Genomic DNA, 24,786 nt, shown 5'->3' with positions numbered 1-24,786 from the left:
TTTTTATGTAAAATAGAGGCAGGAAAATGGAGGGGTGTCTATGAAAAAGTATTTTATATACAATGAACATCTAGGAATTGAAGTCCCGAACATACAAGAAAAATGGGAAGACATCTCTGAACAAGCGCAGCATTCTATTTTATTAAAATGGGAGCAAATTCGTGGAAAAATACCTGATCGTATACAAGAGCTTGAACATCATATTAATCAAAAACAACATTGTTTAAATAACGAAGAGAATTTCGAAATTTCCTGTAGGCTTAATTCAGAAATTGCCGATCTCGCTTCAATTATTAACGATCTTTGGCTTTGGTATCGTCTAACCCAAAACGTATCTGAGGGAAAAGCACACCAATGAAAAAAGCATGCCCCTCATTTACTTTGGGTCATGCTTTTTTATCGTAACAAGCTTTGCAATATATTTCTTGCGCCGTTTTTGCTAAACATACATCAAACGGGCCTACTAATATACTTCTTTCTTTCGGCAACTTCACAAAAGCAACTAGCTCTTCTTCATATTCAATCTTTTTCTGACATGAAACGCATTTTAATTCTTTTCTTTTAAAAATGTCTTTTAGCATATCTCCATCCTCCCTTTCATCTATCTATATTAATATAATCTCATAATAATTATAATCTGTAAAAAAATGACACATCACAAAGTATGGGATTCATATACTATGTACAAAAGGAGGCCTCAAAATTATGCGAGCTTTCATTATTATCGCTTTAACTTTTTTAAGTGTGATTAGCTGGGATGCATTTTTTACAGATAAAAGTGATAAGAACAATACAATTGAATAAGAACTCTTCTTTTCTTACTTATTGGACAAACTTCTAAAAACTGTCCAGTTCTACGAAATAACTTAGGCTTTTCTACAAAAATATTTAAACATAACAATTTTTGTAGATTCCCTCCGGTTATTGTCGGTTTCCATCCGCATACATTTTTTGAAAGTATGATATAATAATATAAATCTTGAAGGAAGGGATTTTGATATCATGATCGCTCGAAGGAGCATGTGGCATCGTATTGACGAATCATACACGTAGCGTATTTTTCAGCTCAGATACTTTAGTCTAGCGAAAAAAATACGAGAGTGGGGAAATTATGATTGCCCGAAGGATAATTTGGCAAAAAAAAGACTCTTCTTACACATAGCGTTTTGTTTAGGACTTAATTGTTACTAGCTAAACAAAACAAAGAAGAGCAGGATTGCTAAATGAAGAATTCTACTCCACGTTTTGTTTAGTCGCTTTAAGACTTAAACTAAAACGAAGGTAGGGAGAATTGATGGACGAGAGGATTATTCGTTATTTCTTCAGCGACATATAGCGTAGTTAGTTTTACGTAAACTAACTGAAGCTACATGTGAGCTCGTAGTTAGTTTACAACACCAAAAGGACTACTAACTACGGAAAGAAGGAATAACGATGAGTAACATCCAAAGTCGACAAATTATTAAAGAAGTTTTTATGGTTTTAATCGGTTCATTTATTTTAGCAACAGCGCTATATCACATTCACTTCCAAAACCACTTAACAGAAGGTGGCTTTGTAGGTATTGCACTATTTATCCAAAATTTTTATGATATTTCACCATCTATTTCAACTGTAGTAATGGATATCCCTATTATTTTACTATGTGCTTCATTTTTAGGTAGAAAAATGGTTGGCTATTCATTCTTAGGTTCACTTTCATTCGGAGTATTTTATTCCCTTATGGAAAATTATTCTCCTTTTACGGTAGATTTATCAAATAATTTATTTGTAGCTGCAGTAGTTGGCGGTGCGTTAGCTGGTATTGGACTCGGTTTTATATTGCGATTTGGCGGTGCAACCGGTGGAGACGATATTTTAACAATTATATTAAGTAAACGAACTCGGTTTACAATTGGGCAAATTTTCTTCGTCTTTGACGCGATTGTTCTTGCGCTTTCATTATATTATTTAAATTGGACAGAAATTGCTTTTACTATTCTTTCGATTGCCGTACAGGCAAAAACATTGGATTTAATTTACTATCCAAAAACAGAAAAGAAAGCAGCAAAGCAACCCGTTTCTATTCCAATGTCCAAAAAACATGCGACAAACTAAAAAGCGAAAGGTTTCGGCCTCTCGCTTTTTTTCATGCTCTCTTTTCTTTTTCTAATATGTAGCGTACTTGGTAAAACTTATTTGCAAATTCAGTAACATTCCTCGTTAAGCGATAGTTCACTGTAGATCCAATTGCCATTCCAAGTACAGGAATGCCTTGGAATAATTTACGACGAAGAGCATAGATGGAAAATGTCTTCAAAATTTGTTTTAACACAACCTCAGTAGAAGCTGGCTTTAATACCTCTTCGTCTCCTTCATAGAAGAATGAATCTTCTTGCTCAAGTTCTCTCAGTAAATTGTACCATGCATATTGCTGAAGTCTTGCCGGCAATAATGCTGCATGGAATACCTTTAACGCAAGCATCATTTCATATGGCTTGTTCACATCATGCCCAAATGATGTCGCAATAAGTTGTACAGCCTTCACATTTAATGCAAGCATAACCGGAAAATCAGCCGTTAATAATAATAGACCGCCAGCACCTGTTGCTCCGCCTTGTACGAATGAATATAGACGATGACGTGCTGTTTGCTGCTCTGCTATGTATGTTAATTGATCAATAGATAACGCCTTCAAATCTTCAAGTTGTTCAATTGATTCATCAAATAATCTCGACGTTCCTAAAATACGATTACGTGCATCTAACTGTGATTGTGAACTTTGAATAAGTGCATGCAAATGAAAGAGCCATCCATCTGCTTTCGTAAAGAAGTCTTTTCGTTTTTTCTCAGGTAGTTTTGCAACTGTAGTATGCAACCACTTATCAAACATCTTTTGAAAATCGGTCGCTTCTTGCTCTACTAATTGCCCTTCCCACTCTTTTATATTTTCTAAAATGGCTTGTTCTCGCTTCGATCGCATCGCAACAACCACCTCGTTCGATTTTTTTCTATTGTATCATATTTGCAAATGTGCTTGTACATCGCGTGTTCTTTATTTACAACCTAAGAAGTCGCAACAACCTATCCGAATAAAGTGAAACTTTAATCAGTGGGGGATGTCCATCCCCCACTGATTATTAGTTGAACCAATCGGGCATTTACGGGCAGTTATCTCCCACCTAACTTCCTCGCATTCGCCGAACTTTGAGGCGGGAGTCTTACTGCCCGTTAATGCGGGATAAATGGTACCAGTTTCTATTCAGCTAGATTATAATCGTCCCTATACAAAACAAATAAGGAGCGATTATACATATGTATCCACGTGCAAAAGCTTTTGGCATTGCTATACATCACGATCGACTTCTCGTACAAGAATATAATATGGAAGACGAAATCTTTTATCGGCCTCTTGGCGGTTCAATTGAACTTGGTGAGAAATCAACAGATACCGTTATTCGAGAATTTACAGAAGAACTTCATACAGAAATAGAAGTTATCGATTATTTAGGATGCTTAGAAAATATTTTTTATTCAGGTGAGGAAATTGGTCATGAGATCATTCAACTATATTCTGTGCGTTTATTAGACATATCACTATATGAAATGGAAATACTGAATATAAAAGATGAACAAACAGCCTCATATGCAAAATGGATTCCCCTCACTGCATTTATTCAAAAGGAAAAAATACTATATCCAGATCAGATTTTAAAATATATACAAAAAAAAGACGAAATCCTTTAGGATCTCGTCTTTTTCATGCATATATTAACCCATATCTCCAAGACGTAATACGTCACGAGCAATCATAACTTCTTCGTCAGTTGGAATTACGATAATTTTTACTGGAGAGTGTGGGAAGCTGATGAATGCTTCTTCACCGAATACGTTATTGCGTTTTACGTCGAAGTATACGCCCATGTACTCAAGGCCTTCTAATACGCGCTCACGAATAACTGCACTGTTTTCACCTACACCAGCTGTAAAGATGATAGCGTCAACGCCTTTCATACGAGCTGTGTAAGAACCGATGTATTTATGGATACGGCTTACGAACACGTCAAGTGCTACTTTCGCACGGTGGTCGCCTTCTTCTTCTTTCGCAATGATGTCACGTAGGTCACTAGAGTAACCAGTAAGACCTAACATACCACTCTTCTTGTTTAATACGCTAACTACTTCTTCTACAGTTTGGCCTGTTTTTTCCATGATGTATGGAATTAACGCAGGGTCAATATTACCAGAACGTGTACCCATTGTTACACCAGCAAGTGGAGTGAAGCCCATAGAAGTATCGATAGACTTACCGCCTTCTACTGCTGCGATACTTGCACCGTTACCTAAGTGACAAGAAAGTAGGCTTAAGCCTTCAATTGGACGACCTAATAGTTCAGCCGCACGCTCAGTTACGTATTTATGAGAAGTTCCGTGGAAACCGTATTTACGGATGCCAAATTTCTCATAGTACTCATATGGTAAGCTGTATAGGAATGCAGATTCCGGCATTGTTTGGTGGAATGCTGTATCGAATACTGCTACTGCTGGTACGTTTGGTAGTACTTCTTGGAATGATTTAATACCAACAAGGTTTGCTGGGTTGTGAAGTGGTGCTAAATCGCTTAAGTCTTCGATATCAGCTAATACTTCATCATCAATTAAAACAGAATCAGCAAATTTTTCGCCGCCGTGTACAACACGGTGACCGATACCGCCAATCTCATCAAGAGATTTTACGATTCCGTTTTCAGTTAATTTCTTAAGAAGCATGTTAACTGCTACTGCATGATCTGGGATGTTTGTAATTTCTTTTTGTTTTTCGCCATTTACAGTAATTGTGAAGACACTATCTTCTAAACCGATACGTTCTACTAAACCTTTTGTTAATACTGTTTCACTTGGCATTTCAAATAATTGGAACTTTAAGGAAGAGCTTCCTGCGTTAATCGCGATGATTTTTGACATCTAGTCTTTCGCCCCTTTTTCTCTTGGTAGTTGTGTGGATCATTCCACAAACCGCTCGATTTTATCTAATTAAATTCACTCATTATGAAAACGTTTCATCATTAGTAAATTTTATACTCACGATTTTAATTTAAACATCGTCCGACATATATTTCAAGTGAAAAAATTGTAACACCAAGAAAAAAAATATATTACAGATTTCAAAAAGATTCAGTTAAATCTTGTATATATTAAAAAATATTCCATATTATATACAACTGTACTACATTAATCACTAACCCTGTTACATATATCTGACATTACTTATGTGTTGCAAACCACGTATTTAGTTGATCCATCATGTTCTCCATAGCCTTCATGTTGGAGAATTTAGGTAATTCCACTAATAGTGCCTGTTTCGGCATTATTACATCCTGGCCTTTCTTTTGGAGAACAAATATACTTTTTGCATTTTTCTCGTTTTTAAACATGGAAACAGGTAGCTGTAACAATCCTTGAATAAAGCATGTTTCTTTAATGAATGCATGTAGCTTTGGCGCTTGATCACTTTCAAAAATGAAGTTTGGTACTAAGAAGAATAAATACCCGCCTTCTTTCGTATGTTTCACACTTTGTTCAATAAATAAGTGATGCGCATATGACATTCCTTCATCTGCTTTTAATGTATATTCACTTGCACCGATTTCATTTGGATAGTAACCAATTGGCAAATCTGAAACAACTGCATCAACTGGATCGATATAAAGTGGTGCTAGTCCATCTTGGTGGAAGAATTCGATTGCATGCTTTTGTAAATTCGCATTTACTAAAGCAAGTTTAATTAGCACTTCATCCACTTCTACACCAAATCCACTCATTGCTAGTTCTTCTTTGGCGCTATTAAACACGGTAGTCATTAAGTTACCCGTTCCAATTGCAGGGTCTAAAACTGTAATTTCTTTTTGCCCTTGCATAAATTTATGGAATAAGTAGCTCACGAACATTCCAACTGCATCTGGCGTCATTTCGTGATTCGCTTGTACGCCCTCTTTCATTCCTTTTAAAATGGCTAGCTGAAATGCTTTACGAATTTCTTCACCTTTATATGTTTCTTCATTAAACGTACTATATTCACGATTCAACCTTTCAATTGTTGATTCGGATAATTCCTCTTGTAAAATCGCTCCCTCAAACAAGTTATCACCTGTTTCTACAAGCGCCTCTAAATATGTTACATCTAATTCTTTACGTAAAACTACCGTAGAAGAATCAAAATTAGAAAATAATGTTTCTACTGCCTGACTCACGTACATTCCTCCTTCTCTCATTTACACATAACTTATATCATACCACAAAGTGATTTTTTCCAAAAAGAAAAAGCGACCTCTTGCAAAGAGCTCCCCTTCAAGTTGTTTATGATGTAACGTCTTTTCTCATATATTGGTTCAGTTAACAATACATGAGAAAAAACGACCTCTTCTAAAGTGAAACTTTAATGAGAGGTCGTCTTCTTTTACATTACTTCGCCAATTTTGCTGCTTCTAATGCTGCTTCATAGTTTGGATGGCTTGTACCTTCGCTTACGTATTCTACGTAAACTACTTTGTCATTGCTATCTACTACGAATACTGCACGAGCAAGTAAACGAAGTTCTTTCATTACTAAGCCATAAGCTTCGCCGAATGAAAGATCACGGTGATCAGAAAGTGTCGCAACGTTTTCTAAACCGTTAGCTGCACACCAGCGTTTTTGAGCGAATGGTAAATCAGCGCTAATTGTTAATACTTTCGTATTTTCAATACCTGCTGCATCTTCGTTAAAACGACGAGTTTGTGCATCACATACACCTGTGTCGATTGAAGGTACAACACTAATTAATTTCACTTCACCTTTGTATGTTTCTAAACTTACTGGAGATAAGTCATTTGCTAATACTTGAAAGTTAGGCGCTTGATCGCCAACTTTAACTTCTGTTCCAACTAAAGTCATTGGGTTACCTTTAAAAGTTACATTTGCCACTTAAAAATCCTCCCTTATTTAAACAAAATATGTACAATGTAAATGATAGTTTGTCCCTATCGATAATGCAAATAAAATCGCTTTATTTACAAAAAAATAAAGAAGCTAATCCATTGATTAGCTTCTTTACTCCTTAAATTTGAAATTCCGGATCATCTTCTTTTCGTTTATCCATCATTTCTTTCACTTTATCAACAGCTTGTGGCGCTAATTCAATTATTTTGTCAATGACATGTGTTTGTTTATCTAAATGTAAAACTTTCACACCGTCTCCATTTACAACGAGAAAGGCAACAGGATTAATGGAAACCCCACCACCGCTACCTCCTCCAAACGGGTGACGGCCTGAATGTTCTACTTTTCCAAATTCACTTCCACCAGCAGCAAATCCAAAACTTACTTTCGAAACGGTAAGAATTACACTTCCATCTGCCGCTTTAATTGGATCACCAACAATTGTATTTACATCAGTCATTTGTTTTAAATGCTGCATTGCTGTTGTCATTAAGCCTTGAATTGGATGGTCCATTCTATATCCCCCCTATGCTTGAACAGATTTATCTTCCATACCAGACTTTTGTTTTCTCATAAACATGAGTAGTTTTACCGCTGTTTTCACAGTACGAAATATATGAAAGGAAGCTGTTAGTTCACATCTTGATGCAAATCCCTTCCCTTGAAAAACAGGTGTAATTTCAAATTCTGGTACGTCGACAATATGCATATATTGTCCTACAACTCCAGCAGCCATTCCTTTTGTCCCCCATGCATATCCAGTGACAATTCCAGTACTAGCCGCATCGCCTGTTCCAATTTGTGAATGCCATTTCCAACTATTGATTTTCACTCGTTTGAGAAAATCTTTAACAATAGTATGAACTTCTTGAAGCTTTTTTATCAGTTCTCCGACGCTATCAAGTTGTGCCATAATTTTATTATCTATGCCGCCATCTTCCTCAGCTTTTTCGATTTTCTGCCCCGTCTTTTTCTGCTGTTTTTCAATTCTTTCCAATACATCAAACGTATATCGAATCATCCATATTTTCACTTGAAATAAACATTGTTTTTCCATTTCTGAATATAAAAACGTCACCTTAAGCGATATTTTCGATAATAGTATTAGTAAAATAAAAAGTAGAAGAATTATCATTCCAATTACGAGCCATTTCATTCGTACCATCCTTTCACTCCATACCCATTATCGACAAGTTTATTCATCATTAAACAACCTTTGATAAAATTGAATATAAAAATTTTTCTAAAAATAAAAAGGGATTTTGACATTTTATATCGAAATATACTATTTGAGCATATTATTCAGAATACAATCTGATGATATGCAGCACTAAAACTAGAAAATTTAACTGCAGTGGAGGGATACATAATGGCAGATCGTCGCAATTTATTTTTCTTTTATGGTGATGACAAAGTAACGCTCGTTGAAAAAATGAAACCAGTATATCGTATTTTAGAGGAGAATGGATTTACCATATTAGATCATCCAAAAAATGCAAACGCTATCGTCAGCGTTGGAGATGATGGAACTTTCTTACAAGCCGTTCGTAAAACTGGCTTTAGAGAAGATTGCTTATACGCAGGTATTTCTACGAAAGATGAAATTTCTTTCTACTGCGATTTCCACATCGATCACATTGATACAGCCCTTCAAGAAATTACAAAAAACGAAATTGAAGTGCGAAAATATCCAACAATTAAAGTAGATGTAGATCACGGTACATCTTTCCATTGTTTAAATGAATTTTCATTACGCTCTAGCATCATTAAAACATTTGTCGTAGATGTACACGTCGACAATTTACATTTTGAAACATTTAGAGGTGATGGATTAGTTATCTCCACACCAACAGGAAGTACCGCTTACAATAAATCATTACATGGTGCAGTTGTCGATCCACTTATCCCATGTTTCCAAGTAAGCGAACTAGCATCTTTAAATAACAACACATACCGTACACTCGGGTCACCGTTCCTTTTAAATCACGAGCGTACGTTAACTTTAACACTTAAACCAGATGGCAATGATTATCCTGTTATCGGAATGGATAACGAAGCACTTAGCATTAAACAAGTGGAAAAAGCCGTTGTTCGTTTAAGCGATAAACAAATTAAAACTGTTAAATTAAAAAACAATTCCTTCTGGGAAAAAGTACAGAGAACATTTTTATAGTAATAAAATAACCCTCGAATTATGGGATTTCCATAATTCGAGGGTTATTTATTTCCCCCGATTGGTGTAGGCAGCCATCTCTTACTATGCAGTCGCCATTATTGTCAGCTTTTATCGGTAAATCGATATATTTTAAAAATCGCTGATATATTTTGAATTGCGGTCGATATATTCCGAAAATCGCTGATATATTTTCACACGTCTTTTCTATAAACAATCTCCCCATCAATGACGGTCATTTCTGCCTGTACTTCTTTTATTTCTTCCGCCTCAATTTCAAAAACATTACGGTCTAATATCGTAAAGTCTGCTTCATATCCTTTTGTAATTTGCCCTCGATTTGCTTCTTTTCCAATTGCATACGCACTTCCTGTTGTAAATAAAGAAACCGCCTCATATACCGTTAATCTTTCTTCTGGCATATAGCATACGCCGTCAATAAAGCTTCTACGTGTAACAGCACTATATATACCTAAAAATGGATTTACTTGTTCAATTGGAGCATCAGACCCACCGTTGCAGTGTAATCCTGCGCCGAGTAATGTCTTCCAAGCGTACGCGTAACGAAGACGATGCTTTCCTAGTTTTTCAATAACTGACGGAAAATCCGATGAAACAAAGACGGGCTGAATATCAATAATTACTTGCAAACTCTTCATTCTTTCAATTAATTCTTCACGGGCAAGCTGGCAATGAATAATGCGGTCACGTAATCCTTCTGCTGGTGGATATAATTCAAGCGCATCAATGACATATTCTAGTGATAAATCACCGATTGTATGAATCGCAACTGGCATATGTAAATCACGTGCTTTCTTCACTAACCCTGCAAGCTCTTCAGGTGAGAAAATCGCAACTCCATTCGTTTCCTGTGCATCTTCATAAGGCTCACTTAATAAAGCTGTTCTTCCGCCAAAAGAACCGTCAGAAAAAATCTTCATCGCCCCAAATTCAATATAGTGCTCATTTTCATATTCTTTTCGCTCATTCGCTACTTCATGATGAACGAGCAAATGTGCTTTAAATGGCATTTTTTTTATAACGTGTGAAAACGCATTGTACGTTTTTTGAAAGCCGCCATAATAATTTAAGTCTTCCGTATGTCCGCCAACTAATCCGTATTGCCAGCAGTCTGAAATCGCTGTTTGCAGAGCACTTTGCAAATACACTCCATCTATTTCAGGCTGAACATGTTTAATTAACTCTTGTCCTTGCTCATATAAAAGTCCTGTTAATTTATTTAATGAGTCACGACCAATTTTTCCGCCCTTTGGATCTTGCGCCGCTTCTGTTATGTTCGCTTCTTGCAATATGTATGAATTCACCCATGTCACGTGACGACAAACGCGCTTTAATAAAATCGGATGTTCTTTAGAGATTTCATCTAAATCACGTATATGAACATGTTTTGTATCTGTAAAATTATTTTCATTCCATCCTTCTCCGATAATCCATGTTCCTTGTGGAGCTTCTTCTACTCGCTTCTGAACAAGTGAAAGTACTTCTTTATAAGATGTACAATTTGATAAGTCTAGACGAAGTAACCTCTCCCCATGCCCAATAAGGTGCATATGGCTATCAACAAGCCCTGGAATCATCGTTTTTCCTTGTAAGTCGCACGACTTCACTTCTGAATATCGGTTTTCTAACTCTTCTTTATTCCCCACATCAACTATGATGCCATTTTCAACGTAAACGGCGTCCACTTTTTCATTCTCTTCTCGCATTGTATAAATGCTTCCGCCATGCCACATTTCTCCCATATACTCATCCCTTTTTCCTTTAGTCTACGAAATTAATATGTATAAAAAAAGCACCATTCCGATTAAAAATGGTGCTTTTCTAAAAATTATTTTTGTTCAGTAGGATTCGTTGTAACTTGCCATTCAATATTAAATTTATCTTTCAATTGTCCGTATGCTGGGCTCCAGAAAGTTTCTTGAAGTGGCATGATAACTTCTCCACCTTCTTGTAACTTATCAAATACTTCTTTCGCTTTTTCTGCGTTATTAATTCGAATTGCAATTGTTACTTGAGATCCGATTGCATGCCCTTGACCTGGGAATGTATCAGAAATCATAAGCTCCGTATTACCAATTTTTAAATGAGCGTGTAAAACGCGCTCTTTTGCTTCAGCTGGAATCGGGTATTCTGGATTTTCAGGCATGTCACCAAAGGTTTGCATTACTTCTACTTTTGCATCTAACGCCTCTTTATAAAATTGTACAGCTTCTTGCCCACTACCATCTAAAACTAAGTAAGGATTAATACCTAAAATCATACGGACACCTCTTTTTCAAATTTATAAAATCGAACTTACGTTCGTTCTTATAATATCATACGTTTTACATTTCATTCAACTATTTACTTCTTCATTTTCAAAATTATTTTGAAGGAAGCTCCATCTCTTGTTTTCTAAGTTCAATACGGCGAATTTTTCCGGAAATCGTTTTTGGTAGTTCATCTACAAATTCAATTTTTCGAGGGTATTTATATGGTGCAGTCAGTTCTTTGACGTGTTGTTGGAGCACTGGAATTAATGTTTCTTCGTTCTTTTCTATATTCTCTCTTAATACGATAAATGCCTTCACGACACTTCCGCGAATTTCATCTGGACTTGCGACAACCGCACATTCTCTTACGTATGGGTGTTTTACAAGTGCATCTTCTACTTCAAACGGCCCGATTGTATAGCCAGAGCTAATAATGATATCATCTCCGCGTCCTTCAAACCAAAAATAGCCGTCTTCATCTTTTTTCGCTTTATCACCGGTAATATAATAATCACCGCGGAATTGCATCGCTGTACGCTCATCGTCTTTATAATATTGTTTAAAGAGTGCTGGTGTTTCAATGTGAACTGCAATATCACCAACTTCTCCTACCTGCACCGGAATACCTTCTTCATTTACGATATCAACATGGTTTCCTGGCGTTGGTTTTCCCATTGATCCTGGTCTAATGTCCATCCCTTTCATTATCCCAACAAGTAATGTGTTTTCCGTTTGCCCATAACCGTCTCTTACCGTAATATCGAAATGCCTTTGGAACGTTTCAATCACTTCTCTGTTTAACGGCTCACCAGCTGATACAGCGCTATGTAACGCTTCTAAATTGTACTCACTTAAGTTTTCTACCTTTGCCATTAATCTATACTCAGTCGGTGTACAACAAAGCACATTCACCTTATTATCGCCTAATAAGTTTAAATATGTTTTCGGTTCAAATTTACCATGATATACAAATCCAGTTGCACCTGAACCGAGAGTCGCTACAAACGGGCTCCAAATCCACTTTTGCCAACCTGGACTAGCCGTTGCCCATACAACATCATCTTCTTCGATTCCGAGCCAATTCGGGGCGCTTGTACGTAAATGAGCGTATGCCCAGGCATGCGTATGTACAACTCCTTTTGGATTTCCTGTCGTCCCTGACGTATAAGATAAAAAGACCATATCTTCTTTATCTGTCTTCGCCATTTCTAACATGTCACTTTCTGTTTCTAATGCTGTTTTTAAATTTGTCCATCCATCTACTGATCGCTCGCTCAAGACGAATTTTTGAAGAGATTCCACCGCTTCTACGCCGTCAAATTGTCCAATATACGGTTCGTAACTTACGATAGCCTTTACTTCTCCGTGCCCAATACGATACTCAATATCTTTTTTACGCAACATTTCTGAGCTTGGAATAACGACAAATCCTGCTTTAATCGCAGCAATATACGTCATGTAAGCTTCAATTAAGCGCGGCATCATAATAAGGAGCTTGTCCCCTTTTTGTAAGCCACTTTTTATAAAAACGTTTCCAATTTTATTCGCACCTTGCATTAATTCAAAATATGTAATCTCTCGTATATTCCCTTTATCATCTTGCCAAATTAAAGCAAGCTTCTCTTTATCATTCGTATATTTCTCTATTTCCGAAACTAAGTTATAAGACGGCGGCGCCAACAATTCCTCTCTCTTCATATAACATCCTCCTTTATTTCTATGCCTCTCTTATATAATAAAGAATTTTCAGTAAATTTTGAACCCTCTTCTTTTGACAATTTTTTTATATTTATGTCGAACCGTTGAATGAATTTATATCGATTTACCGATAAATCATGACAAAAAAAGAAAGAGCGGGAGAACCCGCTCTTTCTAAGCCATCGTATATGGGATTATTTTTGGTAACCGCCTAATTGTTGCTCAGCTAGTGAAACTAGACGTTTAGTAATTTCGCCACCAACAGATCCGTTAGCGCGAGATGTTGCATCAGCTCCAAGTTGAACACCAAACTCTTGAGCGATTTCGTATTTCATTTGATCTAATGCTGCTTGAGCACCAGATACTGCTAATTTATTTGTGCTTGCCATGTTGTATCACCTCCTTGTGAGTATAGAGTGTGATAAACAACATGACTTCATGCACATTTGAATGTGGTAATTTATGGGTTTAGAAAAGTTCTTCGAATTTTTCTTCTTCGGCCACTACTTCTACTGTTTGTAATACCATTGTTTCTTTGTTCGCTACAGCCTCTTCAATTAACGGCGCGAAATCGTACTTCGCTTCAAAACGATTTGCTTTCTCACGCTTCGGTTTCGTCGATGGACTTGCTGGTGTAAATACTGTACAGCAGTCTTCATATGGACGAATTGAAATATCATACGTTCCAATTTCTTTTGCAATTTTAATAATTTCTAATTTATCCATCGTAATAAGTGGACGAATAACAGGATAGTTTGTCACTTCGTTAATCGTATGCATACTATCTAACGTTTGGCTCGCTACTTGTCCAAGACTTTCACCAGTCGTAATTGCAAGTGCATTACGCTCCTCTGCAATACGCTCTGTAATACGCATCATCATACGACGCATAACTGTCATAGAATAGCTAGATGGAATTTCTTTATTAATCGTTTTTTGCACTTCAGTAAATGGAACAAGGTGAAGTGTTACACGTTTACAGTATTTCGTTAACTCTTGTGCTAAATCGATTACTTTTTGTTTCGCACGCTCACTTGTGAAAGGTGGACTATGGAAGTGAACTGCTTCCACAGATACACCGCGTTTCATCGTTAAGTAAGTTGCTACCGGGCTATCGATACCACCAGAAAGAAGTACCATTACTTTTCCGCCAACACCAACTGGTAAACCGCCTGCTCCCATGTGCTCACCACACATAATATAGCTATAACCACTGCGAATTTCTACACGTACATTCACATCTGGATTATGAACATCTACTGTGATATCCTCTGTATTTTCTAAAATGTGCCCACCGATTTCTGGAAGTAACTCCATCGTCTTCATTGGGAAGCGCTTATCAGAACGGTGCACTGTAATTTTAAATGTTTTCACATCACCTTTTACTTGTAAGAAAGCTGCTAATGCACCTTTTTTAATATCTTCTAATTCTGATGGTACTTTCATCGCTAAGTTAAACTTATGAATACCAAATACATCTTTCAATCTTTCAGAAATTTCTTCATGGTCTTCGCCATTTAACTGAATGTACATACGATCATGTGTTGCATCAATTTTAATGTTTGGGAATTTTTTTAATTTGAATTTCACATTATCTCTTAACGTACTTACAAACTTAGAACGATTCTTTCCTTTTGTCGTCATTTCTCCATAACGAACTAAAATATATTCATATGTCATCATATTTCTTTACCTCATCACTTCATATAATTTTGGCATTGTCTCTTTAACAATACCTTCAAATTGTTTTACTTCTTCCATCGTGTTGTCCGGTGCTAGACTAATGCGAATCGCACTTGTAGCTGCGGCGTGCGGTACTCCCATTGACACTAGTACTCGGCTCACTTCATTTGCTTTTGAAGAACAAGCAGACTTCGTCGATACATATACACCATATTCTTCTAAAGCATGAACGACTACTTCTGGTTTTAAACCGACAAATGATACATTTAAAATGTGCGGTGCCGCATATTCAAGTGATGTATTAATCGTTACAGTTTCCATCTCTTTAAAGAAACGGACCAGCTCTGTTTGTAAATTTTGCAAATGAACTATTTTTTCTTTCACTTGTTCCATCGTCATACGAAGTGCTTTCACCATCGCTACAATACCAGGTAAATTTTCTGTACCTGAACGATACTTGAGCTCTTGTTGACCACCTGATAAGATTGGATCTAATCTTACACCATCACGTATGTAAAGAAGACCTGTCCCCTTTACGCTATGAAATTTATGTCCAGATATTGAACAAAGGTCAATATGAGAAGCGTATAAATCAAGTGGTACTTTTCCTATCCCTTGTACATGATCCACGTGGAATCTTATTTTCGGATAGTTCGCTAATAATGTTCCAATTTCAGCAACGGGCTGAATCGCTCCAGTCTCGTTGTTCACGTGAATAATTGACACAAGAATCGTATCTTCACGAAGCGCTCGTTTTACATCTTCTACCGATACAACACCGTGCTCGTTAACCGGTAAATATGTTACATCAAAACCGAGATCTTCTAATTGTTTATATGCCTCAAACACAGACGCGTGTTCAATATTTGTTGTAATAATATGTTTGCCGCGCGAACGATTCCTCATCGCTATCCCTTTAATCGCAAGGTTATTCCCTTCCGTTCCACCTGATGTGAAAATAATTTCAGAAGGTTTAACGTGAAGGAGCTGTGCCGCAATCGTTCTCGATTGTGTTAATAGACGCTCTGCCTCTCCTCCAAGCGAGTGAATAGAAGAAGGATTACCAAAATATTTCCCTGCAACCGTTACGTACGATTGAAGAGCTTCTGGATATGGCTTCGTCGTCGCACTATTATCAAAATAGATCATCGTTCTTCCCCTTTCAGCGCTATCACATCATATAATCATATCACAAATACGTGTAATTACGCTAAGACTACTCAAAGGTTCCGTTTTTATATAAAAGTGTATATTTCCCCCCGCCATTTGCAGGCATACTGAGTGGTGAAGATTAATAATCAATGGTGGATGAAACCCATCACTTATGGTTTCACTTTATTTTGAAACGAACAACCTTACTGTATTCCGCTATTCATTATAGCAACATCGACTTCAAAATTACACAAAAAAACAAACCCTTTATTAAAGGGTTTGCTCATTGTCTACATATTCAGCTATTTTTTGAACAACGCCAGGTTCAAGTTTCTCTAATATAGAAGCCGCTTGTTCTAAAGCTGCATCGTATTGATATTCACGGAATAATTTCTCCGCATAATTTAAGCTTTCTGCAAGATTCTCATCATGACTGCGGTACCGGTTACCGTATTGAATTAGTTTTTCAACTAAATACGCTTGTCCAATTAATTCTTCCGTCATTTCAGATACACCATTCACAACTGTGTACGCTTCTTCTAAACTGCTATTTACAGTATTCATATTTAACGGCTTTACTTCTAATTGCTCATATACAGCTTGCATCGCCATTTGCCCTTTTTGTAAATCTTCCATAATACTCTCTGGAAGACCTGGTAAATTCGACTTTTGCATAAAACGTTTCGTCTCAAAAATCGTATTTCGCATTTCTTGTAACTTCTCACGTGCTTCAAATTCCTCTTTGCGCATCGTTTGCAGCATTTCTTTATATTCTGCATGAAGTACTTTTAAAGTTTCACATTGCTCATAAACCTCTTCTAGTTCCTCACGAATAATAGAGAATGCAATATCTTGTTCAGCAACACGTATTTGCAACACTTCAAAACGTTTCATTAAAATATGCATTTGCTTTTCAATTACTTTTTGTGACTCAATGTCTTTGTCTTGTAATTGATAACTTTGTTTCACAAGTTGTGTTTCTATTTTCGTTTCAATTGTTTCTGTACGAATTTCTTCTAAATCTTCATAAACAGACAGTGTTTTTTGCTCCACATAGTGTTTCGCATGCACTTCTTGTTCAAGTTGATCATAAAAACTGTCTAAACGAGTTTTTAAGTTCTCTACTTTTTCTGCTGCTTCCGTTATATAAAGCTCCTGTATATCCATTAAACATGTTTGTAGTTGTGTCGTCATATCGCGGACTTCTTTAGGAATTTCCAAATACTCTAATACATAACCTTGTCTTATCATATCATCATGGCCTTGTATTAAATCTTCCAGCTGAACTGGTAATGTCGCTTGACACTCTACCAATAAATCTGGAATTTGATGAATAACGATTTCTAAACTTGCTAAACCTTCTTCTAAACTAATAACAATTTCTCTCGCTTTTAAATAATCACCATTATCAGTTGCCTCTTCAAAAGTTTTGAACTTCTCGGATTCAACATCTAACATCTCTTCAATTTTTTGCTCAGCTGCTCCATACATGTGTCGATGAGCAAGAACGCTCTTTTTCATACTACGATATGTATCACGTAACTCTTCAATTTCCGAGCTGTTTTTCTCATGGCTTTCTAACAGTTGCTGTAATTCATTTAAAATGTCTGTAATACGATTATCAGCGTCATCTAAACCACTTATGGATTCTTTCATCGCATGCTTTGCTTTGCGGAAGGAGAATTGCGAGGCAAATTTTCGCGCTTGCCCTAAATCTTTTTCAGCTTTCGGAAGAGTTGTTGATACAATTTCATCCCACTCTTCACGCCATTTACCAAATAGTTCTTCTGTTTGACCTGTCATATTTAAATCTTTTACCCGCTTTAGTTCATCTGCCACAGGTTTATCTTTTATCTCTTGTTTCCACTGCTCCAGTGCTTCAATATCTTTATATGAACGATTTCTTATCACAAGCTCTATCATGAGCAGCACTAGAATAGAGCTTACTACAATGATAACGATCGTCAGGATAGAATCCATGCAAAAAAGCCTCCTAAGTTATATCTCTTTTTTTGTCCGTTCCGTTTATGAAATGGAAGGCATTATGTATAAAAAGGGAATTCCCCTATATTTAACAACTAACAATGTTCTAATCATACCATGTAATGACGTGTTTTTGACCTAGTTTTTTTTAAAATTTCATGTTTCTTTAAATGTAAATGTAATATTTCTTAATATTCCGCTTACTTAAATACCTATCCTCAAATGATTGTAATAACAGGCACTCTTTCATATGAGATGCGAAATAAATTTTGCGCACAAGTAACATTTCCTTGCCTTACCGCTTGCTCTACCACCATTTCCGGAAGTAAAGTAATACCAAGGCCAGCTTTTACCATTGCAAGCATCGGTTCTATGTTTCAAGGTTATACTGTCGATAACATAGAAATTGCCGGCGCCTCATTAACAATTATTGCGCTAGTATGCAACAATTTATAGCAAAGCAAAGAAAACAACATATAAAAATCCCCACCTCAGTTCGTTAGGTGGGGATTTTTCACATATGAACAGCTCTTGGCAGTTCATAATACATACTCGCTTTATATAATGTTCGTTCCATCCATTGCTCAATTTCCTTCGTATACATTTCTAAGAAAAACGTCTCAGATGGAAATGAGTGTAGCACCTCTGATATATATTGTGGATATAAAAATGGCATATTCATCATGCCTTTTAGTTGCGTCATAAACATTGTAAAAGATACCTTTTTAAATTCTTGCTTCATTTGTCCTTGTTTAATGATTTGCTCTATATAATATCTTTCTCTGGAAAAATAAACGGTCATCACTTCACGAATTAATGTCGTATCAAGCGAAAGCTCTCTATAAAAAAAACGTGTCAGTTCTCTATTATCAAATTGATATCGTAAAATCCCGCGCACCATTTGCACCATCGCATCTTTAGCCGATAAATATTCTCTCTGTTCAAATGACGTTTCAATTACGTGAATATATCCTTCTAAAAAATCCGTAATAAGCTGTTCTAATAACCCTTGCTTTCCAGAAAAATAATATGAAATATTCGCTACATTCACATCCGCTCGCTTTGCAATGTCTCGCACCGATGTCCCGTCATACCCTTTCGTATTAAACAACGATATTGCCGCATCAATTACCTTTTGTTTCGTCTGCTTCATGCGCTCACTTCCTCTCAATGAACAGCTATAGTTTAAATTTCTTGACTTTTAAGACAAATTCCTTTAATTTTCTATCGACAAAGTCATGTGAAATACATCGTATTTTGCTACCATTTTACATATCTCGATAAAAAGGGAGTTGTTTCCATGTTCACAAAAGAAAGTTATGCAGGATCTCGTGAAAAGCAATATGAGACAGTAATTAAACAACTGGATGCATTATTAACTGGCGAACCGAACGTAGTCGCAAACTTATCAAATGCGTCCGCACTATTAAATCAATTTTTAGATCGCGTTAATTGGGTTGGCTTTTATGTAACAGAAGGAAATCAGCTTGTTCTTGGACCATTCCAAGGAATGCCAGCTTGCGTGCGTATTCCGTTCGGACGCGGTGTTTGCGGCGTTGCAGCTGAAACAAAAACAACGCAACTTGTAGCAGATGTCCACCAATTCCCAGGACATATCGCTTGCGATAGTGCCTCTAATTCTGAAATCGTTGTACCGATTCTGAAAGAAGGAACTATCATTGGTGTACTTGATATTGATAGTCCTGAAAAAAATCGTTTCGATGAAGTAGATCAGCATTATTTAGAAAAGTTTGTGGAAACACTCCTAAAACATATTTAATAAAGAAAAGAGTGAGTTATCGATTAAGTACGTAACGTACGAAACCGATAGCTCACTCTTTTTTTATTGATTGCTAACCGTCGATATCCTCTTTAGTGCCTGTTCTAAATCAGAAACGATATCTTCCCATGATTCTAAGCCGACAGATAGGCGTATTAAATTATCGAAAATACCCATTTCTTTTCTTAGTTCAGCTGGAATAGCTGCATGCGTCATCGTCGCTGGATGCTGAATTAACGTTTCTGTATCACCTAAACTTACGGCAATTGTAATAAAATGGAGGTCATTGATAAACGACTGTGTTTCCTCTTTCCCGCCTTTAATTGAAAAAGAAATAACGCCCCCGCCTCGTTTCATTTGCCGAGATGCTAATTCTCCCTCCGGATACCAAACACCTTCTACTACTTCATGATTTTTCAAAAACGATACAATTTTTTCCGCATTATCACAATGACGATCCATTCTTACTGCTAATGTTTTTAATCCGCGTAACAATAACCACGCGTCAAACGGCGCCATAATACCGCCGATATCTTTTCGCATCGGACGAATTTTGTCAGCTAACGCTTTCGTTCTACAAATTGTTACACCCGCTACAACATCCCCGTGACCACCAATATATTTTGTCGCACTGTGAACGACGGCGTCACAACCAAGCTCAAGAGGTCTTTGTAAATAAGGTGAACAAAACGTATTATCGACAATAACAAGCAAATCATTGCGCTTCGCTACCCCGATCACCTTTTCTAAATCAATTAATTTCATCGTTGGATTAATCGGTGTTTCCACAAAAATGAGCTTTGTATTTGGACGAATTTTATTTTCAATATCAGTCTCTGTCTCCATATCACAAAACGAATGAGTAATCATAAATTTTTCTTCTAATACTTCTAAAAAACCGTACGTACATCCATATAATCCATTCGAACAAATAATATGATCTCCAGCTTTTAGAAAACCGATTAACGTTGCTGAAATGGCTGCCATACCTGAACCGAACGCCAGCGCTTCCTCTCCACCTTCTAAAACAGCCATACGTTCTTCAAATAATTTCACAGTTGGATTCCCAAGCCTTGAATAAATATAAGATGGATCTTCTCCCGCAAAACTCGCTTCTCCTTGCTGTGCTGTCTCAAACGTAAATGTAGAAGTTTGAAATAAAGGTGGTGTTAAACTCCCTTTATTTTCATTTGATTCATATCCGTGATGAATTAATGCTGTCTCCATATGTTTCTTTTTCATAAAAACATCCCCCTTATGTCTTTATTGCCACATATCCACCAAGAAAAATCTGATGAACGTTTTTACTACATTTTATGTAAGCGTTTTACTTGTGTTTCTATCTTTTCTTTCATATTGTTTTAAATTCCTTCTTGTTAATTTCCAAAATTTATCTGCATAAAACAAAAAGGGAGTCGCTTGACGAAACTGTAGCTAAAAGATATAATAGCGTTTGTGTAAAATAAAAAGGCAGCCTTGTAATGTGAGTTTATCGTTTGTATTTTGTTCCTCTGCGGAGGTGTATCTCGTAACTCCCTGCTGCTGGAGCGAAGGTACATGAAAACAAAATACCCGTAAATATCGATTACGTCTGTTTTTATTTTACGAAAATAAAAACATTTTTGAAGGAGGAGTCAACTATGGCTCGTTATACAGGTCCAGCATGGAAACTGTCTCGTCGTCTTGGAATCTCTCTAAGCGGCACAGGAAAAGAATTAGAAAAACGCCCTTACGCACCAGGTCCTCACGGTCCTAACCAACGTAAGAAACTTTCAGAATACGGTTTACAATTACAAGAGAAACAAAAACTTCGTCACATGTACGGCATGACTGAGCGTCAATTCCGTCGCACATTTGACCAAGCAGGTAAAATGCCTGGTAAGCACGGCGAAAACTTCATGATCCTTCTTGAAGCTCGTCTTGACAACCTAGTTTACCGCATGGGCTTAGCTCGCACTCGTCGTGCAGCTCGCCAATTAGTAAACCACCGTCACATCACGGTTGATGGAGCTCGCGTAGATATCCCATCTTACCGCGTTAAACCTGGTCAAACTATCGGCGTTCGCGAAAAATCTAACAGCCTTGTTGTTGTTAAAGAAGCGATCGAAATTAACAACTTCGTACCAGAATATTTAACTTTCGATGCTGATAAGTTAGAAGCTACTTACACTCGTCACGCTGAGCGTCCTGAGTTAGCAGCTGAAATCAACGAAGCATTAATCGTAGAGTTCTACTCTCGTTAATCTCGGTACTCTGCAAAGAGTCGTATTAAAAGCCTTAGAAACCTTGTTTATCAAGGGTTCTGGGCTTTTTTTATTTGTCACTAATAATGCAAAATAAAGCATTGAAAAGTATGCACCTGGGGCTAAGTGGGGCTAGTTTGGGACCAAAAATAAAAAAGGCTGGCGTATGTATAGAAATGGATAAGTACAGAAAACAAATAATAAAAGGGGGTACTTGTTTTGAAAGAAAAATTCACCAAAATCCCGCTTTATGTACAAGACTTTCAAAAATTAAAATTGTTATTAGAAGAATTAGTGCAAGATGAAATAATGTTCATAGAAGGCCTTTCTAAGTATTCTTTAGATATTTCTTCTAAAAAATCTAAAGTCACCATTAACCTTAGAAGCGAATTTTTCCCCGATCCATACTTGGCGATTACTGCTATAAACATTACACCAAGTAATCAAGGTAAGGGAAGTATTGTTCTTGAATGGTTTAAAACATTCGCTAAAGAAAAAGGATTCGAACGATTAGTATTACAAGAAGTTATAACTGAAGAAGGTTACCACTTTGCATTAAAAAATGGTTTCTCAAAAAAGATTGATCCATTCGAGGAAATTTTTAGAAAGCCCGATAGTACGGACGGAAATTATGAATTGCATTTATAAAGGGTAAAATAAAAGTGAACGAATATTTTTCATACTCGTTCACTTTTTTTATTTGGTGAATTATCCAAAACAGTTCATTCTTTTCTTTCCATAAGAACAAGCCCACCTTTTCATTCATGATTTTTTACCTCTTTTCTTTTTATTCCCTTTGTAAGTGAGTATCGTACACAACTTACCATCTTCCAGAACAACCTTTCTGTCATAATCCGCTAGGATTTCATCACGATTTATTTTTTCTACTTTCTCACCAACTCCCCAATATCCAGCACGAAGTAGAAACTCAGAATACCCTTCTGGAATTGGTAACTCGTACCCATCTAAAGTTATTTTAGTTACTTCGATACCTTCTCTGATTATCATTGAATCACCCTTTCATTTGGGATATGGATAAGTTCTCTTTGAGATACGCTGATACCTCTAATAAATTCATTACAATGGAATATTTACAGTTCCCCCTTTGAATTGGTATGATTTACCTGTTAAGGAGGGGAATTCATGAGTTTAAATATGTATTTGGGAGAAGTACAAAACCAAACTCAAAGTATGAACGCAGTATGTACCGCTACCATTCAAGGTATGGAACAAGCGATTCAGTCGATTGACGCTTTTGCAATCGATACTGTTTTACAAGGACAAACATATAGCAGTGCAAAATCATTTTTTGTACAAACTTTTCGTCCTTTAGCACAAGGAATCATTTACTTATGTGAAGAACTAATCCATCAAAATGATGCCTTCCCAAGTCAATTTCAATCACAGGTCGCTTCGACAGATGTAATCGAACAAGAAATATTAGAACAAATTCGAGAAATTGACCGAATGATAGCAAGTACGGAAGCAATCAATCAAGCTATGCCAATGCCAGGTATGGATGCTATGGTAAATCTTTTTGCTGTCATGAGGCGTAAACTGCAAGAAAAGCTAGAGCATCTATATGAATTTAATCAAACATCTAGCGATAACTATAATACAGCAATTCAATTAGCCGCTAGCATTGCGACGGGTCTTGCTGAAGTCCAAAGTGGGAAAGGTTTTAGTCCTGCAAGTGGTACATTTAATACACAAGGATTGAATATGGAATGGGCGACTTCAATTCAAGCGATTGCAGAAGAGAAATTCCGAAAAGCTGATCATTTAATTAATGCTGAAGAAATGTGCGGTAGGATAGAAGAGAAATCTCCGATCAAAAAGGCTTGGGACGCTAAGGTAGATGATGTAGTTAAAATGTTCGAAACAGTAAAAAAGATGTGGAATGGTACTGTAATCGGAACAGGGAAAGCTGTTGAAGATGAAATCAAGTCTATGGAAACTTTAAGTAATATGAATATAAGGAATATGGATATAGGAACTTTTATTAATGTTACATATGCGATTTTACATTTGGATGAAACGGCGAAAAATATGTGGCATGCATTTTCAAGTACCGTGAAACGAGATATGATAAATGGAGATGCAGAGAGCCGTACACAATGGATTACTTATGCATTAACCCAAATAGGTGTCGGTCTAATCGCCGACAAGGGACTAGGTAAAGCAGGACTTGTCATAAAAGGAGTAAAAGCATCAAGTGGAGCAAGTACATTAACAAAAGGAGTAACGCTAATAAAAGAAATGAAGCAAGCATCTGAGATTTTACAATCTTTTAAGAAAGATGTTTCTTATGCTTTCTCTGGTGGAGCTATCATAACCAAGATACCTCAAAACGAATTGAATCAAGCCTATTATAATTTTGCAAAGACTACGATTTCAAGTGCACAAAAAAGAAATTCTCCAGGGACAGTAACTTCAAGTTTTAATCTTGAACGAAGTTTAGGGACTCAAAAGAAATTAATGTATAATAAAGGTTCAATTGGTGTTATTCCACAAGAAATTCGAGATAGTTTGATTGGAAAAAATTTTAACTCTTTTGATGATTTTAGAAAAGAATTTTGGAAAACAGTTGCTGATTCAAACTATGCGGAAGAGTTTAACCAAAGAAATATAAACCTTATGAAAGAGGGTAAAGCTCCATTCGCTCCATTATCTGAGAAGTATGGTCAGCACAATCAATATATTTTGCACCATAAACAACCAATTCACCAGGGTGGAGATGTATACAATCTCGATAACTTAATAATTGTTTCTCCTAAAATGCATCAAAATGTTTTAGATCGTTCATATCATTTCGGTAAAAAAGGTTAATGATTATGAAAGGAT

General features: G+C 36.5%; 25 protein-coding genes and 2 pseudogenes. 9 read left to right on the top strand and 18 right to left on the bottom strand.

What is annotated here, in order from left to right; genetic code table 11:
- Nucleotides 1–40 precede the first annotated feature (40 nt).
- A complete protein-coding gene (locus MKX77_RS01400) occupies nucleotides 41–358 on the top strand; it encodes a radical SAM protein (protein ID WP_215554395.1) in 318 nt (105 codons plus the stop codon).
- 28 nt (nucleotides 359–386) lie between these two features.
- On the opposite strand, the gene MKX77_RS01395 is transcribed toward MKX77_RS01400, so the two are convergent.
- Nucleotides 387–581 (bottom strand): hypothetical protein, encoded by a 195-nt coding sequence (locus MKX77_RS01395; RefSeq protein WP_199671912.1) that lies wholly within the window; start codon nucleotides 579–581, stop codon nucleotides 387–389.
- A gap of 853 nt (nucleotides 582–1,434) precedes the next feature.
- Here MKX77_RS01395 and MKX77_RS01390 point away from each other — a divergent pair.
- The gene (locus tag MKX77_RS01390; protein ID WP_341305627.1) at nucleotides 1,435–2,097 is read left to right on the top strand and encodes a YitT family protein; all 663 of its coding nucleotides are present in this window, start codon (nucleotides 1,435–1,437) and stop codon (nucleotides 2,095–2,097) included.
- Between the two features lie 31 nt (nucleotides 2,098–2,128).
- On the opposite strand, the gene MKX77_RS01385 is transcribed toward MKX77_RS01390, so the two are convergent.
- Nucleotides 2,129–2,962, bottom strand: coding sequence for an EcsC family protein (locus MKX77_RS01385; protein ID WP_215554397.1), 834 nt, complete (start codon nucleotides 2,960–2,962; stop codon nucleotides 2,129–2,131).
- A 332-nt stretch (nucleotides 2,963–3,294) separates the two neighbouring features.
- On the opposite strand from MKX77_RS01385, the gene MKX77_RS01380 reads away from it, so the two are divergent.
- Entirely contained in the window at nucleotides 3,295–3,726 is a 432-nt protein-coding gene (locus MKX77_RS01380; RefSeq protein ID WP_215554398.1) for an NUDIX hydrolase, read from the top strand.
- A gap of 24 nt (nucleotides 3,727–3,750) precedes the next feature.
- On the opposite strand, the gene ackA is transcribed toward MKX77_RS01380, so the two are convergent.
- From ackA to MKX77_RS01355, 5 genes are all read right to left on the bottom strand, one after another.
- A complete protein-coding gene (gene ackA / locus MKX77_RS01375; RefSeq protein ID WP_215554399.1) occupies nucleotides 3,751–4,944 on the bottom strand; it encodes an acetate kinase in 1,194 nt (397 codons plus the stop codon).
- A 299-nt stretch (nucleotides 4,945–5,243) separates the two neighbouring features.
- Nucleotides 5,244–6,230, bottom strand: a complete 987-nt coding sequence (locus MKX77_RS01370) for a class I SAM-dependent methyltransferase (protein ID WP_215554400.1) — start codon at nucleotides 6,228–6,230, stop codon at nucleotides 5,244–5,246.
- 211 nt (nucleotides 6,231–6,441) lie between these two features.
- Nucleotides 6,442–6,942 (bottom strand): thiol peroxidase, encoded by a 501-nt coding sequence (tpx, locus tag MKX77_RS01365; protein WP_105586836.1) that lies wholly within the window; start codon nucleotides 6,940–6,942, stop codon nucleotides 6,442–6,444.
- A gap of 133 nt (nucleotides 6,943–7,075) precedes the next feature.
- Entirely contained in the window at nucleotides 7,076–7,471 is a 396-nt protein-coding gene (gene ytfJ, locus MKX77_RS01360; RefSeq protein ID WP_215554401.1) for a GerW family sporulation protein, read from the bottom strand.
- A 12-nt stretch (nucleotides 7,472–7,483) separates the two neighbouring features.
- Nucleotides 7,484–8,122, bottom strand: a complete 639-nt coding sequence (locus MKX77_RS01355) for a DUF2953 domain-containing protein (RefSeq protein WP_215554402.1) — start codon at nucleotides 8,120–8,122, stop codon at nucleotides 7,484–7,486.
- A gap of 204 nt (nucleotides 8,123–8,326) precedes the next feature.
- On the opposite strand from MKX77_RS01355, the gene MKX77_RS01350 reads away from it, so the two are divergent.
- Nucleotides 8,327–9,130: an NAD kinase gene (locus MKX77_RS01350; protein ID WP_215554403.1), complete on the top strand. Its 804-nt coding sequence runs from the start codon at nucleotides 8,327–8,329 to the stop codon at nucleotides 9,128–9,130.
- Between the two features lie 194 nt (nucleotides 9,131–9,324).
- Here the strand turns inward: MKX77_RS01350 and MKX77_RS01345 are convergent, their stop codons facing one another.
- The 8 genes and pseudogenes from MKX77_RS01345 to MKX77_RS01310 form a co-directional block, all read right to left on the bottom strand.
- Complete coding sequence (locus tag MKX77_RS01345; RefSeq protein WP_341305626.1) at nucleotides 9,325–10,893, bottom strand: amidohydrolase; 1,569 nt, start codon at nucleotides 10,891–10,893, stop codon at nucleotides 9,325–9,327.
- Between the two features lie 86 nt (nucleotides 10,894–10,979).
- Entirely contained in the window at nucleotides 10,980–11,411 is a 432-nt protein-coding gene (locus tag MKX77_RS01340; protein WP_341305625.1) for a VOC family protein, read from the bottom strand.
- Nucleotides 11,412–11,514: 103 nt separating this feature from the next.
- Nucleotides 11,515–13,101, bottom strand: a complete 1,587-nt coding sequence (mbcS, locus tag MKX77_RS01335; RefSeq protein WP_341305624.1) for an acyl-CoA synthetase MbcS — start codon at nucleotides 13,099–13,101, stop codon at nucleotides 11,515–11,517.
- A gap of 194 nt (nucleotides 13,102–13,295) precedes the next feature.
- On the bottom strand, nucleotides 13,296–13,490 hold the full coding sequence (locus MKX77_RS01330) for an alpha/beta-type small acid-soluble spore protein (RefSeq protein ID WP_000168891.1): 195 nt from the start codon (nucleotides 13,488–13,490) through the stop codon (nucleotides 13,296–13,298).
- 79 nt (nucleotides 13,491–13,569) lie between these two features.
- Entirely contained in the window at nucleotides 13,570–14,784 is a 1,215-nt protein-coding gene (gene thiI / locus MKX77_RS01325) for a tRNA uracil 4-sulfurtransferase ThiI (protein ID WP_002160228.1), read from the bottom strand.
- A gap of 6 nt (nucleotides 14,785–14,790) precedes the next feature.
- Nucleotides 14,791–15,933 (bottom strand): cysteine desulfurase family protein, encoded by a 1,143-nt coding sequence (locus MKX77_RS01320; protein WP_215554407.1) that lies wholly within the window; start codon nucleotides 15,931–15,933, stop codon nucleotides 14,791–14,793.
- A gap of 273 nt (nucleotides 15,934–16,206) precedes the next feature.
- Nucleotides 16,207–17,916 carry a septation ring formation regulator EzrA gene (ezrA, locus tag MKX77_RS01315; RefSeq protein WP_215554408.1) on the bottom strand — a complete coding sequence of 570 codons (1,710 nt, stop codon included), beginning with the start codon at nucleotides 17,914–17,916 and terminating at the stop codon, nucleotides 16,207–16,209.
- A 169-nt stretch (nucleotides 17,917–18,085) separates the two neighbouring features.
- Nucleotides 18,086–18,290: pseudogene (locus MKX77_RS01310) on the bottom strand (hypothetical protein); the annotation flags it as partial.
- Between MKX77_RS01310 and MKX77_RS01305 the strand changes: the two are divergent.
- Nucleotides 18,274–18,422, top strand: a pseudogene (locus tag MKX77_RS01305) (EamA family transporter); the annotation flags it as partial. The pseudogenes MKX77_RS01310 and MKX77_RS01305 sit on opposite strands and share 17 nt — an antisense overlap.
- Nucleotides 18,423–18,433: 11 nt before the next feature.
- On the opposite strand, the gene refZ reads toward MKX77_RS01305, so the two are convergent.
- Nucleotides 18,434–19,072, bottom strand: coding sequence for a forespore capture DNA-binding protein RefZ (refZ, locus tag MKX77_RS01300; RefSeq protein WP_215554409.1), 639 nt, complete (start codon nucleotides 19,070–19,072; stop codon nucleotides 18,434–18,436).
- A gap of 147 nt (nucleotides 19,073–19,219) precedes the next feature.
- Between refZ and MKX77_RS01295 the strand changes: the two genes are divergently transcribed.
- Complete coding sequence (locus MKX77_RS01295; protein WP_002160224.1) at nucleotides 19,220–19,699, top strand: GAF domain-containing protein; 480 nt, start codon at nucleotides 19,220–19,222, stop codon at nucleotides 19,697–19,699.
- 63 nt (nucleotides 19,700–19,762) lie between these two features.
- Here the strand turns inward: MKX77_RS01295 and megL are convergent, their stop codons facing one another.
- The gene (gene megL / locus MKX77_RS01290; protein WP_341305623.1) at nucleotides 19,763–20,941 is read right to left on the bottom strand and encodes a methionine gamma-lyase; all 1,179 of its coding nucleotides are present in this window, start codon (nucleotides 20,939–20,941) and stop codon (nucleotides 19,763–19,765) included.
- Nucleotides 20,942–21,339: 398 nt separating this feature from the next.
- On the opposite strand from megL, the gene rpsD reads away from it, so the two are divergent.
- Both rpsD and MKX77_RS01280 read left to right on the top strand, forming a co-directional pair.
- A complete protein-coding gene (rpsD, locus tag MKX77_RS01285) occupies nucleotides 21,340–21,942 on the top strand; it encodes a 30S ribosomal protein S4 (protein ID WP_215554412.1) in 603 nt (200 codons plus the stop codon).
- Between the two features lie 219 nt (nucleotides 21,943–22,161).
- On the top strand, nucleotides 22,162–22,590 hold the full coding sequence (locus tag MKX77_RS01280; RefSeq protein WP_341305622.1) for an N-acetyltransferase: 429 nt from the start codon (nucleotides 22,162–22,164) through the stop codon (nucleotides 22,588–22,590).
- A 114-nt stretch (nucleotides 22,591–22,704) separates the two neighbouring features.
- Here the strand turns inward: MKX77_RS01280 and MKX77_RS01275 are convergent, their stop codons facing one another.
- Nucleotides 22,705–22,950 carry a hypothetical protein gene (locus tag MKX77_RS01275; RefSeq protein ID WP_078213541.1) on the bottom strand — a complete coding sequence of 82 codons (246 nt, stop codon included), beginning with the start codon at nucleotides 22,948–22,950 and terminating at the stop codon, nucleotides 22,705–22,707.
- A 135-nt stretch (nucleotides 22,951–23,085) separates the two neighbouring features.
- Between MKX77_RS01275 and MKX77_RS01270 the strand changes: the two genes are divergently transcribed.
- Entirely contained in the window at nucleotides 23,086–24,771 is a 1,686-nt protein-coding gene (locus MKX77_RS01270; protein ID WP_341305621.1) for a T7SS effector LXG polymorphic toxin, read from the top strand.
- The last annotated feature ends 15 nt before the right edge of the window (nucleotides 24,772–24,786 follow it).

The sequence above is a fragment of the Bacillus sp. FSL R9-9410 genome (assembly GCF_038050385.1).
GTDB lineage: Bacteria > Bacillota > Bacilli > Bacillales > Bacillaceae_G > Bacillus_A > Bacillus_A cereus_U.
This window is presented reverse-complemented; position numbering and strand designations above follow the sequence as displayed.